Here is a 16,266-nt window from a genome sequence, read left to right as displayed (position 1 = left end):
GGGGCTAGCCTGATCACCTGTCAACGGTCCCGCGGCAAGGGGGGAATTGCCGCCCACGGGGAGCAGGAGGCCGTGATGCACGAGCGCCCGCAGCGGATCGAGCTGCCCGACGGCACGGAGGTCTGGGCCCGGGTCTCCCGGCTCGACGCCCCCGGGCTCGCCGGGCCCGGCGACGCGGACGAGGCCGACGGCGAATTCGAGGACGTCGGCGCCTGGGACGCGCTCGGCGCCCGGGTCGAGGGGCTCCGCGAGGTGATCGGCGGGGTCGCCGCCAGCGTCCGCCGGGCCACCGAGCGGGTCGCGCCGCACGAGACCAGCGTGACCTTCGGCGTGGAGCTCTCGGCCAAGCCCGGCAAGGCCGTCGCCCTGCTCGCGGACGGCGAGGCGAAGGCCAACCTCTCGGTCACGCTCACCTGGCGGCGCGAGGACGCGGCGCCGCCGGCGGAACCGCACCGGCGGGACGCGGCCGGCCGCCGGGAGCCGGACGACGCGAGCCGCTGATGACGACTTCCGAGCCCGCGGGGCGCGGCGACCGCGCCGCCCACTACGCACAGCTCCTCGACCACGCCGGACGCACCACCGTCTCCCTGCGCGCCCGGCCGGGCGCCACCGCGGGACGGCCCTGGGGCAGCGGTGTGCTGATCGCCCCGGGATGGGTGCTGACCTGCGCCCATGTGCTCGCGGCGAGCGACGGGCGGCGCCGCGACACCGGGCCGGACGGCGTCCTCGGGGTCGCGTTCGGCGGCCGGGTGGTGCCGGCGCGCCCGGCGTACGACCTCAGCCGGCCCGACCCGGACGCCGGCCCCGCCGCCCGCGCCGACCTCGCGCTGGTCCGGCTGCTCGACCCGGAGCCCGAGCACCCCTGCGCCTGGCTCAGCGACCAGCCGGCGACGCTCCTGGAGGACGCCTACATCTTCCGCGGGCACGATCAGCCGGGTCCGGGGGGCGGGGAGGCCCCTGGGAACGGCGGGGCGCGCGGCGGCGCGGCCGCGGGCCGGTCCGGGGGGCGCGCCGGGCGCGCGGCACGGGAGACGCCCGCCGCGCCGCGGGCCCCCGTCGACCCCTTCATCGCGGTCCGCTTCGGCGCCCGCGACGCCCGGGGGCTGCAGTTCGGCAGTGATGTGCGGGTCACCCCCGGCGCCTCCGGCGGACCGCTGATCGACTGCGACCGCGGCGAGGTGGTCGGCATCGTCAAGGGCCGCCACCAGCAGGACCACGTCGGGCTCGCGGTGCCGGTGACCGCGCTGCGCGGGCTGGGACCCGAACACCTCGTCCCGGGCGCCGAGGGCCTGGGGCCCGACCCGTACCACGCGCTGATGAGCCTGCACGACCGCTGGCACTGGGCCGGGCAGGAACTCGGCCGCGCCGCCGGGCCGACCTGGTTCGACGCCCAGCACGCGATCATGTCAGGACGGGGCCGCCTGTGGGGCGTGCAGGAGCGGCTGCAGGCGCTGGACCTGCTCGCCCGCCTGCCCGCACCCCGCGATCCGCTGGTCGTGGAGGCCGCGGTCGGCGAGGTGCTGGAGCGCGGGGACGGGCCCGGGGCCTGGTCGCTGCGCACCTGGCGGGACGGCCACGGCGCGCTCTACCAGGGCAGCGACCCCTACACGGAGCTGCGCGCCTTCGTGCACTACCTGCGGATCGTGGCGCAGCTGACCGCCGACGAGGCGCGCGACGTACCGGGCGACGAGGCCGCCGCGGTCCGCGGACAGGCCGCCCGCCTCGCGGAGTTCGTGCAGGCCAAGGCGGTGGTGCTGCAGCCGCAGGACCGCCGCAGGATCGGACCGGTGCGCCGCCGCCCGCGCTCGGTGCTCGTCGAGTTCGAGCCGCTGTTCTACGACGAGGGCGGACCGGAGCTCTTCAACTGGTCGGTCAGCGAGGGCTACGGCCGCGGGCAGTGGCTGCGGGTGGACGTCCAGGAGTCGGCCGGCGGGGTGCCGTTCGAGCAGGCGCGCGAGCAGGTGCTGTGCCGGCTCGGCGGGCGGCTGCTGCGGGCCGACGGCGACGCCGGACCGGGCGCCCGGGTGCGCCTGGAGGTCGCCGTCCCCGAAGGCCACTGGCACACCGCCGCCGGCCGGTGGGAGGTGGCGGCCTCCACCCGGCGCACCGCCCGGCTGCGGCCGGTGGGCTCCGGGCGCGCGGTGATCCTGCGCGACCAGGGGCGGCGCGAGCAGGTCGACCCGGCCTGGCTGCGCCGCTGGCAGGGCCTGGCCGCCGCCGGGGAACTGCGGGCGCTGCGCATCGCGCCGCAGGCGGGCGACGGCGCCGGGTCCGGTTCGGCGGAGGCGGTCTGGCGGCTGCTGGAGACGGCCGGCGAGGGCGCGCTGCCCGCGCTGTGCCACACGGTCGCCGACGGGTTCGGGCGGGACGCGGTCGGCGCGGTGCTGGACACCGGCTTCCCCGCCGGGCTGTGGCCGGCCGGCGGCCACGGCGAGGAGCGGGACTGCGACGCCCGGTGCGAGGAGTTCCACCGCGGGGTGCGGGAGCTGCTCCAGGGCTCGGGCGGGCTGGTCCGCCTCCCCGAACTGGTCCGGCAGCTGCGCGCCAAGGCCGCCGAGGCCGCCGGGGAGGGCACCCACTGGGCCCGCGATCTGGTGCTCCTCTACGACGATCCGGAGGACCCGATCCCGCCGCTGTTCGCCGACCGTCCCCAGCTGTCCCCGCGATGAGCGGAGCCCGGAGCCGCCCCCCGGTGATCCGGGCGCCGCGCACGCCCCCCAGCGCCTCGCACGCGCCCGGTGCCCGCTCCGGCCGCCTCCGCCCCTCGTGCCGCAAGTGGCGCCCCGCGCAGGGCACTTGGCCCCCGCGACGCCCCCGTGCGAGACCGGAAACCGCCCCGCGCGCTTCCGTCCGGCTGGGTCCTGGCATAGCGTCGTGGAGGACGTGCCCGTGATGGCGTACAGCGTGATCGCGGGGGCGGACGCGGGGGAGGCCGGGGTTGGACGGTGCCGACGTCTCCGGCGGCCCGCCATGATCATCGCTCCTGACCGAGGGCCTGGCCGGCGACGAGGAGTTCCGACGTGAGCGACTGGCTCATCTACCGCGGCGCGGGGGCACCGCACGACGGAATCGAGCACCTTCCGCCGCCTCCCCCGTGGCGTGATTTCGACGGCGGGCCGCTCGTGGCGCCGCCGGCCGCCCTCGACCCCTCCTCCGAGCGCAGGCTCGGCGTGCAGCACCGGGAGGCCAGCCACCACCGCCCCGGCGAGACCGAGCGCGAACTGGTCAACGCCGCCCTCTACCTGCGCCGCCCGCTCCTGGTCACCGGCGCGCCCGGCAGCGGCAAGAGCACCCTGGCGCACTCCGTCGCCTATGAACTCGGCCTCGGCCGGGTCCTCGGCTGGCCGGTCGTCAGCCGCAGCACGCTCCGCGACGGCCTGTACGACTACGACGCCATCGGCCGCCTCCAGGACCTCCAGATCGCCCGCGCCGCGCCGGGCGCCGCGGACGACGCGGAGACGGACGGCGCGGATCCCACCGACGAACCCGGCGGCGGCATCGGCCGCTACATCCGCCTCGGCCCGCTGGGCACCGCCCTGCTGCCCGCCGCCCGGCCCCGCGTCCTGCTCGTCGACGAACTCGACAAGAGCGACATCGACCTGCCCAACGACCTCCTCAACGTGCTGGAGGAAGGGGAGTTCCGGATTCCGGAGCTGGAGCGGCTGGCCGGATCCGCCCCCGAGGTGGAGGTGCTCAGCGACGACGGCGCCCGGGTGACGGTGCGCGACGGCCGGGTCCGCTGCCACGCCTTCCCCTTCATCGTCCTCACCAGCAACGGCGAACGCGACTTCCCCGCCCCCCTGCTGCGCCGCTGCATCCACCTCCACATCCCGGCGCCCGACAAGGAGCGGCTCGCCGCGATGGTGCGGGCGCACTTCGGCGAGGGCGCGGCCGAGCGCTACGAAGCGGTGATCGACCGCTTCCTGGACCGCGAACCCGGCGATGTCCGCGCCGTCGACCAGCTCTTCAACGCCATCCACCTCACCCAGAAGGCGGGCTGGACGGACGAGGACGAGGAGGAGACCCGGCGGCGTCTGACGGCGGAGCTGATGCGGCCTCTTGATCGGACGAGGTGAGTGCGGTGCCCCTCGGGGAGCCCGGCCCAGGCCCCCTCGACGAACTCGTCGCCCGGCTGACCGCGGCGGGGGTGCCGGCCGACGCCCGCGGGATGGCCGACGCCCTCTGGCTCGCCCAGTGGATCACCCCGGACGCGTCCCGGGCCGGTGGGCCCGCGGACGGGGAGCCCGCCCGCGGGCAGGAACCCGACGGTCCAGATCCGGCCACATTCCGGGTGGGACCTGCGGTGTCCGCGGAGTCCCCGGGTGCCCGCGCGGCCTCGCCGGACGACGCCCGCGGCCCCGGCTCCCCGGACGCCGACCCCGCCTCGTCCGCGCTCCGCGACGGCGCCCGGCGCCGGGTCGCGGAGCTGCTGCCCACCGGCGACGAGCGGCTCCCCGACCCGGACCGGCAGCGCCTGGGCGAGGTCGCGGTCCCGATCGCCTCCGCGTTCCCCGGGCTGCTGCCCCTGCAGCGCGCGCTGCGGCCCATCCAGCGCTACCGCCCGCCGGTCGCCCCGGCCCGCCGGAAGCTGGACGAGCCCGCCACCGCCGAGCTCTCCGCCCACGCCGAAATGATCATCCCGGTGCTGCGCGGGGTGCACCGCAGGGCGGCCGCGCTGCGGCTGCTGATGGACGGCTCGTCGTCGATGGCCGTCTGGGAACAGATGCTGCACGACCTGCGCCAGGTCTGCGAACGGGTCGGCGCCTTCCGCGACGTGACGGTGCACTACCTCCACCCGCACGGCCCGGACATCGGCGTCGCGGCGGCCCCGGGACCCGGCCGCCCGCTGCGCCCCGCCGACCAGCTGCACGACCCGACGGGCCACCACCTCACCCTCGTCGTCAGCGACTGCGCGGGCCCGCTGTGGCGCGACGGCCGGCTGCAGCGGCTGCTCTACCGCTGGTCGGCCGACGCCCCGCTCGCCGTGGTCCAGCCGCTGCCCCAGCGGATGTGGGCGCGCACCCTGCTGCCCGCCGTCGCCGGCACCCTCGTACGCCGCCAGGGCCCCTACCAAGCCCTCGGCTTCCGGCCCGCCCGCCGCAGGCGCCGGCCCGCCGGGGCACCGGGCGGCCCGCCCGAAGCGCCCCGTGAACGCGCCGTTCCGGTCCTGTCCGCGACCCCCTCCGCCCTCGGCGCCTGGGCCCGGCTGGCCGCCGCGGACGCCGGCCTCTCGCTGCGCGGCGCGGCCTGCGTCGTCCGGGCCGACCACGGCGCCGGGCAGCCGGCCGGGCCGCCGCCGGTGTCCGAGCGCGCCACCCCCGCCCATCTGGTCCGCGCGTTCGACCAGCAGTCCTCGCCCGCCGCCCGGCTGCTCGCCGTCCACCTCTCGGCCGTCCCGCTCGCCCTGCCCGTCATCCAGCTGGTCCAGCGCGCGATGCTGCCGCAGACCGGCCCGGCCGAGCTGGCCGAGGTGCTGCTCAGCGGCCTGGTCACCCAGCTCCCCCTGGACGAGCGGCCGGCGGCGGAGCAGGCCGGCGGCGGCCCGTGGTACGAGTTCGTGCCCGGCGTGCGCGACGAACTCCTCGGCCGGCTCAGCGCCGGCGAGGCCGCCCTGGTCCTCAAGCACTGCTCGCTCTACATCGAGCGCACCTTCGGCCGCAGCGCCCGCAACTTCCCGGCCGTCGCGGTCGCCATGCTCTCCGGCAGCGGCCGGGAGCCCGAGACCGGCCAGCGCGCCGTCCCCGAACCCTTCGCCCGAGTCTCGGAGCGGGTGCTGCGCCGCTTCGAGCCGGCCCTGCGCCCGCCCGACCGGCGGCCGTACGCCGCCGACGGCCCCGCTGCCGAGGGCGCCGCCCTCCTGGAGCGCTACGAACAGGACCGGGCCGTACGGGACCTGATCGAGGCCGTCCGGCTGCTGCGCGCCGCCACCGCCCGCCTGCCCGTCGCCGGTACCGACCTCGCGCGCGCCCTGCTGCACGCCTGGGCGACCTGGCGCCAGCCCGACGCCCTGGAGGAGGCCGAGCGCGCGGCCCGCGCCGCGGAACGGGCCACGGCGCAGGGCGCGCCCGGCGACCGGGAGGCGGCCGAGGCGGGCCGGGAGGCCGAGCGCACCCGGGCGCTGATCGTGCTCGGCCGGGTCGCCCACGCCCGCGCACAGGAACGGCAAAGCGCGGGGACCGCAGACGAGGAGCGCGCCGCGCTCGCCGACGCCGCCCGCCGGCTGCACGCCGCCTGCGGGCTGATGAGCCTGCTCGACCCGCGTGTCCTGGAGAGCATGGTGCTCCGCACCGAGGTCCTGCGCCGCCTCGCCGCCCTGCCCGCCGCCGGCCCGCCCGGGACCGCCGGCCCGCCGGAGCGGGACGAGGCGGCCGCCGACGACCCCCTCGACGAGGCGGAACGCTCCCTGACCACCCTCCTCGACCGGTGGCCGAGCGGCGAGCAGGTGCCCGGCGAGGTCTACGCCGCCCGGGGCGGTGTGCTGCTCGACGCGGCCCGCCGGGCCGCCCGCCGTCCCGCGGCAGGACACCCCGCCGGGGCGCTCGCGCTGCGCGCCGCCGACGACCTCGACACCGCCGTCGTCCTGCTGCGCCGCCGCGGCAGCGCCGCCGACCGGCTGGTGTGCCGGACGCTGCTCGACCTGGCGGCCGCCCGCCAGCTCCACGACGGCCCCGGGCTGAGGTCCGTGCTGCCCACCCTCGAACGCGCCCGCGCGATGGCCCGCGCCCTCGGCGACCCGGCCCTGGAGGTGGCCGGTCTGCGCCGTACGGCCGCCGTGCAGCAGGCCCTGCACACCCGCACCGGCGACCTGGCCGCCCTCGACGCCGCCGTCGCCGCGCTGGCCGCCGCGCTCCGCCTGGCCACCCCCGATTCGCCCGAGCACAGTGCGCTGCTCGCCGAGCGCGGCGCGGCGCTGCTGCTGCGCGCCCGGCTGGAGCCGGCCGACGGGCCGGGCAGACGGCTGGCCAACGAGGCGGTACACGTACTGCGCGAGGCACTGGGCCGGGCCGGGCCGCAGGACCCCGGCCTCGGCCGGCACCGCCTGCTGTTCGGCCGCGCCCTGCGCCTGCGCTACGAACGCCAGCCCTCCCTCGCCGACCTGCACGAGGCCGACTGGATCCTGGAGCTGGCCGCCCGCGGCGCGGACGTACCGGACGCGGTGTCGGCCGAGGCATGGCTCGAAGTCGGCGACGTCCAGCTGCTGTTGGACCGCCGCTTCGACTCCCGCGAGCGCCACGACCGGGCCGCCGCCTGCTTCCGCCGGGCCGCCGCGGCCGCCCGGCGGGCCGACAGCCCCGTGCTGGCCGCCCGCGCCCACCACCGCCGCGGCGAGGTCCTGGAGGTCACCGCGGGGCCCCGCTCCGCGCTGCACGCCTACCGCGAGAGCTGGGAGCAGTGGCAGCGCGCGGCGGAGGAGTCCGGCGCGGAGGCCCAGCGCACCCGCGCCCGCATGCGCGCCCTCGACGCCACCGCCTGACCGCCCCGCGCGCCGGGCCGGCTGCCTGGCCGTCCGTCCCGGATCGTGTTTCTGTGGACGGGAGTTCGGGAACACACCCGTCCAGCCGGCCTGAGGAGAGCAGCGTGGCGACTACCCCCCGCACCGAACCGGCGGTGGCCGCCCCGCCGGGACCGTCGGCCGAGCGGCTGCCGGACTTCGCCGGGGTCGACGTGGGCGTTCTCGCGGCGCGGACGGACCACGCGGTGCTGGGAGAGGTGGCGGCGCTGCTGCTGCGCAACTGGCCGTCGGCGGACGACGCCGTGGCGTATTACGAGGACGGCCCGGAAAAAGCCTTGCATTGACAGGCGAGAACGGCGGTTTTTGGGCAAACGTGCAAGGGAACCGGCCAGTTGCCTCAGGGATCTGGTTCCTCGGCCGAGGGCCGAGCCATGTACCAGTCAGCGGGCGGGAGCTGTCGATCCCGCACCTCGACGCAGGCAGACGAGTGCAGGGGGCGACGCCGTGGCGGGGGAGAAGACCGGCCGGACCCCGGTGGTGCCCTTCCGGCAGTTCGTCCTGAAGGTCCACAGCCGCTGCAACCTCGCCTGCACCTACTGCTACATCTACACCGGCCCCGACCGCAGCTGGCGCGCCCGCCCGCCGGCCGTCCCGGCCGCCACCGTCCGGCAGACCGCCCTGCGCATCGCCGAACACGCCCGCACCCACGGGCTGCGCGAGGTCCGGATCGACCTGCACGGCGGCGAGCCGCTGCTCACCGGCCCCGGACCGCTCCTGGAGCAGGCCGCCGCGATCCGCGCCGCGCTGCCCGCCGGCTGCACCGCCGAGTTCGGCGTCCAGACCAACGGGACACTGCTCACCCCCGAGACGATCGACACCCTCGCCGCCGCGGGGTTCCGCCTCGGCCTCAGCCTGGACGGCGGCACCCCCGGCCTCAACCGCCGCCGTGTCGACCACGCGGGGCGGTCCTCCTGGCCCGCGGTCTCCCGCGCCGCACGCCTGCTCCGCGACCGGCCCGACGTGTTCGCCGGCATCCTGTGCACCGTCGACATCACCGCCGACCCCGCCGAGGTCCACGACTCGCTGCGCGCCCTGGACCCCCCGATGGTCGACTTCCTCCTCCCGCACGCCAACTGGACCAGCCCGCCGCCGGCCACCACCGCCGGCCGCTCCCGCCCCGCCGTCCCCGGGCAGGCCGGCCGCACCCCGTACGGCGACTGGCTGTGCACCGTCTTCGACCTGTGGTGGGACGGCGGCCCCGGACCCCGGGTGCGGGTGTTCACCGAGATCCTCGGCCTCCTGCTGGGCCGCCCCAGCTCCAGCGAGGCGGTCGGGCTCTCGCCCGTCGTCGCCCTGGTCGTCGACACCGACGGCGCCATCGAACAGGTGGACTCGCTCAAGTCCGCCTACGAGGGCGCCGCCGCCACCGGCCTCGACGTCTTCCGCCACACCTTCGACGAGGCCCTGGCCCACCCCGGGATGGCCGCCCGCCGCAGCGGCCGGGACGGCCTCGCCGCGCAGTGCCGCGGCTGCGCCCTGGTGGAGGTGTGCGGCGGCGGCAACTACGCCCACCGCTACCGCGCGGACGCCGGCGGATTCACCAACCCGTCCGTCTACTGCGCCGACCTGGAACGCCTGATACGGCACATCGCGGCCCGGCTGGACGCCGCCGTCGCCCTCAACCGAGGTGCCGCCGAGCTGACCTGACGCACTGTCGTCATATGGGGGGACACTTGGGCTATCGTGCCGAAGAGCCAGGGCGTGCCCGATGAGCCAGCCTCCGACGCGCGCACCATCGCATCCCAGGGAGACGGTCGCATGGTCGATCAGGCCACCTTTTCCGGTCCCACCGGCTCCGGCGAACACATCACCATCAGCTATGCCGGCTTCACCCGGCCCTGGGCGGCGTGGATCTCCCACCAGCTGGAGGCGCAGGGCCACGGCACCACCCTGCTGCGGTGGGACCCCCAGGTGGACACCGCGCTGGTGGAGGAGCTGTCGGGGCTGCTGGAGGCCGAGGGCCGGCTGCTGATCGTGCTGGACGACTGGTACTTCCGGCTGGGCCCCAAGACGCAGGAGGAGTGGACGGCCGCCCTGCGCGAGGTGGTCTCCCCGCACGCCGACCGGTTCGCCGCGGTGAGCGTGGCCACCCAGTCCCTGCCCGCCACGGCCTCCCTGCTGCGCCCCGCCGACCTGCGCGACCTGGACGCCCAGGAGGCCAACCGCCGGGTGCTGCAGCGGCTCGGCATCGCGGGAGCGGGCCGGGCCGTGGACGAGGAGGCGCCCGGCGCGCCCCGCTTCCCGAACAACCCGCCCGAGGTGTGGAACATCCCGCGCCGCAACAACCGCTTCACCGGCCGCGACGGCGTCCTGGAAGAACTGCACGGCAAGCTGGCCGGCTCCGGCGCGGGCGCGGGCCCGCCGCTGGAGACCCGGATCGCGCTGTACGGCACCTCCGGCGTCGGCAAGAGCCAGATCGCCGCCGAGTACGCCCACCGCTTCGGCAACGACTACGACGTGGTGTGGTGGATCAGCGCCACCAACCGCGGCGCCGCCCGCGAACAGCTCGCCGAACTCGCCACCCGGCTCGGCCTGCCCGTCGGCCGGGAGCTGGGCGACCGCATCCGCGCCGTCCACGAAGCGCTCCGCGTCGGCCGCCCCTACCGCCGCTGGCTGCTGGTCTTCGACAGCGCCGACGACATGGAGCAGATCGAGGACCTGGTGCCGGACGGCCGCGGCCACGTCCTGATCACCACCCTCACCCGCGACTGGTCGGGCTCCGGCAGCGCCCAGGAGATCGAGGTGCTGCCCTTCGACCGCGTCGAGAGCGTCGCCTACGCCCGGCGCCGCGCCCCGCGGCTGACGCCGATGGAGGCCGACCTGCTCTCCGACGCCGTCCAGGACCTGCCGCTGCTGCTCGCCCAGACCGCCGCCTGGCTGGACGCCAACCCGATGTCGCCCAAGGAGTACATCGAGCTGATCCGCCGCGGCGAGCCCAGCCTGGTCGGCATCCGCATCTCCTCCGACTACCCCATGGCCTTCCAGACCAGCTGGGCCATAACCCTCAACACCCTGCGCGAACGCAGCCCCGCCGCGGTCGAACTCCTCAAGCTGTTCGCGTTCTTCGCCCCGGACGCCATCCCCGTCCCGATGCTCGCCCAGGCCCGCCGCGGCGACCTGCCCGAACACCTCGCCGACCTGGCCGCCGAGCCGATCAGCTGGAACACCGCGCTGCGCCGGCTGACCGAGTCCACCGCCGTACGCCTCGACTACCAGGCCTCCCAGGACGCCGAACCGGCCGTGGAGACCGCGCTGATGCACCGGCTCTACCACCGGTTCCTGCGCAGCGACATGACCGAGGACGAGCGCGACCTGATGGCGGCGACGGCCTGCCGGGTGCTGGTCACCGCCGACCCGCAGGACCCCGCCGACACCCGCTACTGGGAGCGCTACGCCGCGCTCATCCCGCACCTGGAGCCGGCCGGCGTCCTCGACAGCCCCGAGCCCGCGGTCCAGCAGCTGCTGCTCAACTGCGTCGAATACCTGCGGGTCCGCGGCGAGTACCGCATGGGCCTGCGGCTGTGCGAACAGTTCATGTCCCGCTGGCGCACCCGGCTCGCGGCCACCCAGCGCACCATGCTCGTCCTCACCCACCAGCACGCCAACATGCTGCGCAGGCTCGGCCGCTACCGCGAGGCCGAGGCGGTCGGCAGCGCCGTCGTCGACCAGCTCACCGCCGAGCGGGACCCCGCCGACGCCGACCTGCTGCGGGCCCAGGACGGCCTGGCCGGCACCCTGATCGCCCTGGGCGCGTACGGGCAGGCCTACGACCTCTTCGACGCCGTCTGGCGGACCTACGCCGCCCTGCTCGGCCCGGAGGCACCCCGCACCCTCTCCTCACGGCACAACCTCGCCACTGTCCTGGCGCTGCTCGGACGCTACGACGAAGCGCTGGTCACCCACCGCGAGGTGCTGGCGTTCCGGGAGCGCGAACTGCGCGCCCGCCACCACCTCACCCTCAACGCCGGCACCGCCTACGCCCGTACGCTGCGCCTGCTCGGCCGCTACCGCGACGCCACCTCCGGCCAGGAACTCAACGCCCGGCTGCACCTGCAGGTGATGGGCGCGCACACCCCGCAGACCCTGCGCGCCGAGCACAACCTCGCGCTGTGCCTGCGCCGCTCCGGCGACACCGCCCGCGCCGCCGCGCTCCTCGCCGACCTCGTCGAGCGCTCCCGCCGGGTGCAGGGGCCCCGCCACCCCGAGACGCTGATGGTGCGCGCCGACCACGCCACCTTCCTGCGGGAGCACGGCGACCTCGGGCACGCCCGCGACCTCGCCGAGGAGGTCGCCGAGCGCTACCGCGCCCTGGCCGGCGAACGCCACCCCTACACCGTCGGCACCCTCGGCAACGTCGGGCTGGTCCGCGCCGAGTTCGGGGACTCCGCCGAGGCGCTGGCCCTCGCGGACCGGGCGCTCGGCGGGATGACCGAGGCGATGGGTCCCGACCACCCCTGGACGCTGGGCTGCGCGCTGAACGCCGGCGCCGCCCGCAACCGGGTGGACGACGAGGAGGGGGCGGTGGAACTGGGCCGCGCCACCCTCGCGCGCGCCAAGGCCGCGCTGGGCGACACCCATCCGCTGACCCTCTCCGCGAAGACGGCGCTCGCCGAGGACCTGCGGGCGCTGCGCCGTGGCCAGGAGGCGGCGAAGCTGGAGCAGGAGGCGATCGGGCAGCTCTCCGAGACGCTGGGCCCCGAGCACCCGCACACCCTGTCCGCCCGGCGCCGCCGCCGCCCGTACTGGGACTTCGAACCGCAGCCCGTCTAGGACCGGAGTCCGGCGACGGCGTCCGGCGGGCGCCGCCACGGCGCCCGGCCCCCGGCACGCGGAAGGGCCCGCCCCCACCGGGGACGGGCCCTTCCGCTGTTCTCCACCGGTCACCCCGGCACCTCGGCGCCTCAGGCGTCGAAGGCCTCCGCGACCAGCTGTGCCTGCTCCGCCTGGTGGCGCTTGGCGGAGCCGACGGCCGGCGACGAGGAGTGCGGCCGCGAGATGCGGCGCAGGCGCTCGCCGTGCGGGACATCGGCGCCGACGGCCAGGTCGAGGTGGTCGATCAGGTTGAGGCCGAGGAACGGCCACGCACCCTGGTTCGCCGGCTCCTCCTGCGTCCACAGGTACTTCTCGGCGTTCGGGAACTTGGCGATCTCCGCCTGGAGCTCCTTGCCGGGAAGCGGGTAGAGGCGCTCGATGCGGACGATCGCGGTGTCGCTCGCGCCGCGCTTCTCGCGCTCGGCCTCCAGGTCGTAGTAGACCTTGCCGGAGCAGAAGATGACCTTGCGGACGTCCTCGGGCTTGACCGTGGAGTCGCCGATGACGGGGCGGAAGCCGCCCGTCGTGAACTCTTCCGTGCTCGACGCCGCGGCCTTCAGACGCAGCATCGACTTCGGGGTGAAGACGACCAGCGGCTTGTGGTGCGGGTTGTGGACCTGCCAGCGCAGCAGGTGGAAGTAGTTCGACGGCAGGGTCGGCGCGGCGACCGTCATGTTGTTCTGCGCGCACAGCTGCAGGAAGCGCTCGATCCGGGCCGAGGAGTGGTCCGGGCCCTGGCCCTCGTAGCCGTGCGGCAGCAGCAGGGTGACGCCGGACGTCTGGCCCCACTTCTGCTCCGCCGAGGAGATGAACTCGTCGACGACGGTCTGGGCGCCGTTGACGAAGTCACCGAACTGCGCCTCCCACATGACCAACGCCTCCGGGCGGGCCAGGGAGTAGCCGTACTCGAAGCCCATCGCCGCGTACTCGCTCAGCAGCGAGTCGTAGACGTTGAAGCGGGCCTGGTCCTCGGAGAGGTAGAGCAGCGGGGTGTAGTCGTCGCCGGTCTCGCGGTCGATCAGCACCGCGTGGCGCTGGCCGAAGGTGCCGCGGCGGGAGTCCTGGCCGGCGAGCCGGACCGGGGTGCCCTCCATCAGCAGCGAGCCGATGGCGAGGGTCTCGCCCATGCCCCAGTCGATGGTGTTGTCCTCGACCTGGGCCGCGCGGCGCTGCAGCTGGGGCAGCAGACGCGGGTGGACGGTGACCCGCTCGGGGATGTTGACCTGCGACTCGGCGATCCGCTTGACGACCTCCTGGGAGATCGCGGTGTCGACGTAGACCGGGAACTCGGCCTTCGGCTGCGGGACCTCGGGGGCGGCCGGCGTCGTCGTGGCGTCGCGGACCTCGGTGAAGACCTTCTCCAGCTGGCCCTGGAAGTCCTGCAGCGCCTGCTCGGCCTCCTCCAGCGTGATGTCGCCGCGACCGATGAGGGACTCGGTGTAGAGCTTGCGCACCGAGCGCTTCTTGTCGATCAGGTCGTACATCAGCGGCTGGGTGAAGGCCGGGTTGTCGGACTCGTTGTGGCCGCGGCGCCGGTAGCAGATCAGGTCGATGACGACGTCCTTGTTGAACGCCTGGCGGAACTCGAAGGCCAGACGGGCAACGCGGACGACGGCCTCGGGGTCGTCGCCGTTCACGTGGAAGATCGGCGCCTCGATCATGCGGGCCACGTCGGTGGCGTACATGGACGAGCGCGACGACTCCGGGGCGGCGGTGAAGCCGACCTGGTTGTTGATGACGACGTGGACCGTGCCGCCGGTGCGGTAGCCGCGCAGCTGCGACATGTTCAGCGTCTCGGCGACCACACCCTGGCCGGCGAACGCCGCGTCACCGTGCAGCTGGATCGGCAGGACCGTGAAGTCCGTGCCGCCCTTGTTGATGATGTCCTGCTTGGCGCGGGCGACACCCTCGACGACCGGGTCCACGGCCTCCAGGTGGGAGGGGTTGGCGGTGAGCGAGACCGTGATCTGCTCGCCGTCGAGACCGGTGAAGGTGCCCTCGGCGCCCAGGTGGTACTTCACGTCGCCGGAGCCGTGCATCGACTTCGGGTCGAGGTTGCCCTCGAACTCGCGGAAGATCTGGGCGTAGGACTTGCCGACGATGTTGGCGAGGACGTTGAGGCGGCCGCGGTGGGCCATGCCGATGACGACCTCGTCCAGGCGCGACTCGGCCGCGGAGTCGATGACCGCGTCCAGCAGCGGGATGACGGACTCGCCGCCCTCCAGCGAGAAGCGCTTCTGGCCGACGTACTTCGTCTGCAGGAACGTCTCGAACGCCTCGGCGGAGTTCAGCCGGCGCAGGATGCGCAGCTGCTCCTCGCGCTCGGGCGACTTGTGCGAGCGCTCGACCCGGTCCTGGATCCACTTGCGCTGCTGCGGGTCCTGGATGTGCATGAACTCGATGCCGGTGGTGCGGCAGTACGAGTCGCGCAGCACGCCGAGGATGTCGCGCAGCTTCATCATGGACTTGCCGGAGAAGCCGCCGACCGCGAACTCGCGCTCCAGGTCCCACAGGGTGAGGCCGTGCTCGGTGATGTCGAGGTCGGGGTGCTTGCGCTGGTGGTACTCCAGCGGGTCGGTGTCGGCCATGACGTGGCCGCGGACCCGGTAGGAGTGGATCAGCTCGAAGACCCGCGCGGCCTTGGTGACGTCGTCGTCGTGCGACGCGTCGATGTCGCGCATCCAGCGGATCGGCTCGTACGGGATCCGCAACGACTTGAAGATGTCGTCGAAGAAGTCCTTCTCGCCGAGCAGCAGCTGGCTCATGACCCGCAGGAACTCGCCGGAGGCGGCGCCCTGGATCACCCGGTGGTCGTAGGTGCTGGTCAGCGTCATGACCTTGGAGACACCCAGCTTGTTCAGGGCGTCCTGCGAGGTGCCCTGGAACTCCGCGGGGTAGTCCATCGCGCCGACGCCCATGATCATGGACTGGCCCGGCATCAGGCGCGGCACGGAGTGGACGGTGCCGATGCCGCCCGGGTTCGTCAGCGACGCGGTGACCCCGGTGAAGTCGTCCATCGTCAGCTTGTTGTCGCGGGCCCGGCGGACGATGTCCTCGTAGGCCTGCCAGAACTCGAAGAAGGTCAGCGTCTCGGCCTTCTTGATGGCGGCGACGACGAGCTGGCGCTCACCGTTCGGCTTCACCAGGTCGATGGCCAGACCGAGGTTGACGTGGTCCGGCTTGACCAGCGTCGGCTTGCCGTCCTTCTCCGCGAAGGAGTAGTTCATCGCCGGCATGGCCTTGAGGGCCTGCACCATCGCGTACCCGATGAGGTGGGTGAAGGAGACCTTCCCGCCCCGGGCGCGCTTGAGGTGGTTGTTGATCACGATGCGGTTGTCGAAGAGCAGCTTCACCGGGACCGCGCGGACGGACGTGGCCGTCGGCAGCTCCAGGGAGGCGTTCATGTTCTTCGCAACGGCGGCCGACGGGCCGCGCAGGGTGACGAACTCGGGACCGGCGGTGACCTCGCCGTCGGCCTTCTGGGCGGCGGCCTTGGCGGCCGGCTTGGCCGGTGCGGCCTTCGCCGGGGCCGGTGCGCTCGCGGCCGGCTTGGCCGGGGTCGCCGGCGCGGCGGCTGACGGCTTGGGCTCGGCGGCGGGCGCCGGGGTCGACTGGGCCGGGGCGGGAGGCTGCGCGGCGCCAGCCGCTCCAGCGGAGCCGGTGCTTGCACCGGGGGAGCCCTCCGCCGGCTGGCCCGGCGCGGTGGCACCGCCCGGCTTGTAGTCGGCGAAGAAGTCCCACCAGGCTCGGTCTACCGAGTTCGGATCCTGGAGGTACTGCTGGTAGATCTCGTCGACGAGCCACTCATTGGGACCGAACGCGGCGGCAGGGTTCTTCCCCTGCCCCTCGTGGTCGGTCGAGATGCTCGAGCTGTTGGGGGACTGTAGCGACACGGCGGCAACCGCCCTCTTCCGCTTCCTAAGGTGGTGGACAGCGGGAAT

General features: G+C 75.0%; 8 protein-coding genes. 7 read left to right on the top strand and 1 reads right to left on the bottom strand.

Annotated elements, in window-relative coordinates:
- Positions 1–75 precede the first annotated feature (75 nt).
- The 7 genes from K7396_RS11970 to fxsT all read left to right on the top strand — a co-directional run bounded on the left by K7396_RS11970 (position 76) and on the right by fxsT (position 12,283).
- A complete protein-coding gene (locus K7396_RS11970) occupies positions 76–501 on the top strand; it encodes a CU044_2847 family protein (RefSeq protein ID WP_086718604.1) in 426 nt (141 codons plus the stop codon).
- Positions 501–2,669 (top strand): VMAP-C domain-containing protein, encoded by a 2,169-nt coding sequence (locus K7396_RS11965; protein ID WP_086718603.1) that lies wholly within the window; start codon positions 501–503, stop codon positions 2,667–2,669. Before K7396_RS11970 ends, K7396_RS11965 begins: the two co-directional genes overlap by 1 nt.
- Before the next feature lie 351 nt (positions 2,670–3,020).
- Entirely contained in the window at positions 3,021–4,076 is a 1,056-nt protein-coding gene (locus K7396_RS11960) for an AAA family ATPase (protein ID WP_086718602.1), read from the top strand.
- Between the two features lie 5 nt (positions 4,077–4,081).
- A complete protein-coding gene (locus tag K7396_RS11955; protein ID WP_223659884.1) occupies positions 4,082–7,474 on the top strand; it encodes an SAV_2336 N-terminal domain-related protein in 3,393 nt (1,130 codons plus the stop codon).
- 104 nt (positions 7,475–7,578) lie between these two features.
- Positions 7,579–7,797, top strand: coding sequence for a YxD-tail cyclophane-containing RiPP peptide (locus K7396_RS11950; protein WP_086718600.1), 219 nt, complete (start codon positions 7,579–7,581; stop codon positions 7,795–7,797).
- Positions 7,798–7,957: 160 nt separating this feature from the next.
- A complete protein-coding gene (locus K7396_RS11945; protein WP_086718599.1) occupies positions 7,958–9,160 on the top strand; it encodes an FxsB family cyclophane-forming radical SAM/SPASM peptide maturase in 1,203 nt (400 codons plus the stop codon).
- Positions 9,161–9,271: 111 nt separating this feature from the next.
- Complete coding sequence (gene fxsT / locus K7396_RS11940; protein ID WP_086718598.1) at positions 9,272–12,283, top strand: FxSxx-COOH system tetratricopeptide repeat protein; 3,012 nt, start codon at positions 9,272–9,274, stop codon at positions 12,281–12,283.
- A gap of 131 nt (positions 12,284–12,414) precedes the next feature.
- Here fxsT and K7396_RS11935 read toward each other — a convergent pair whose 3' ends face one another.
- A complete protein-coding gene (locus tag K7396_RS11935; RefSeq protein WP_158101133.1) occupies positions 12,415–16,218 on the bottom strand; it encodes a multifunctional oxoglutarate decarboxylase/oxoglutarate dehydrogenase thiamine pyrophosphate-binding subunit/dihydrolipoyllysine-residue succinyltransferase subunit in 3,804 nt (1,267 codons plus the stop codon).
- Positions 16,219–16,266: the final 48 nt, after the last annotated feature.

It is taken from the genome of Streptomyces angustmyceticus (genome assembly GCF_019933235.1).
Lineage (GTDB): Bacteria > Actinomycetota > Actinomycetes > Streptomycetales > Streptomycetaceae > Streptomyces > Streptomyces angustmyceticus.
Note: the sequence above shows the minus strand (reverse complement) of the source record. Positions and strands in the feature narration are given on the sequence as shown.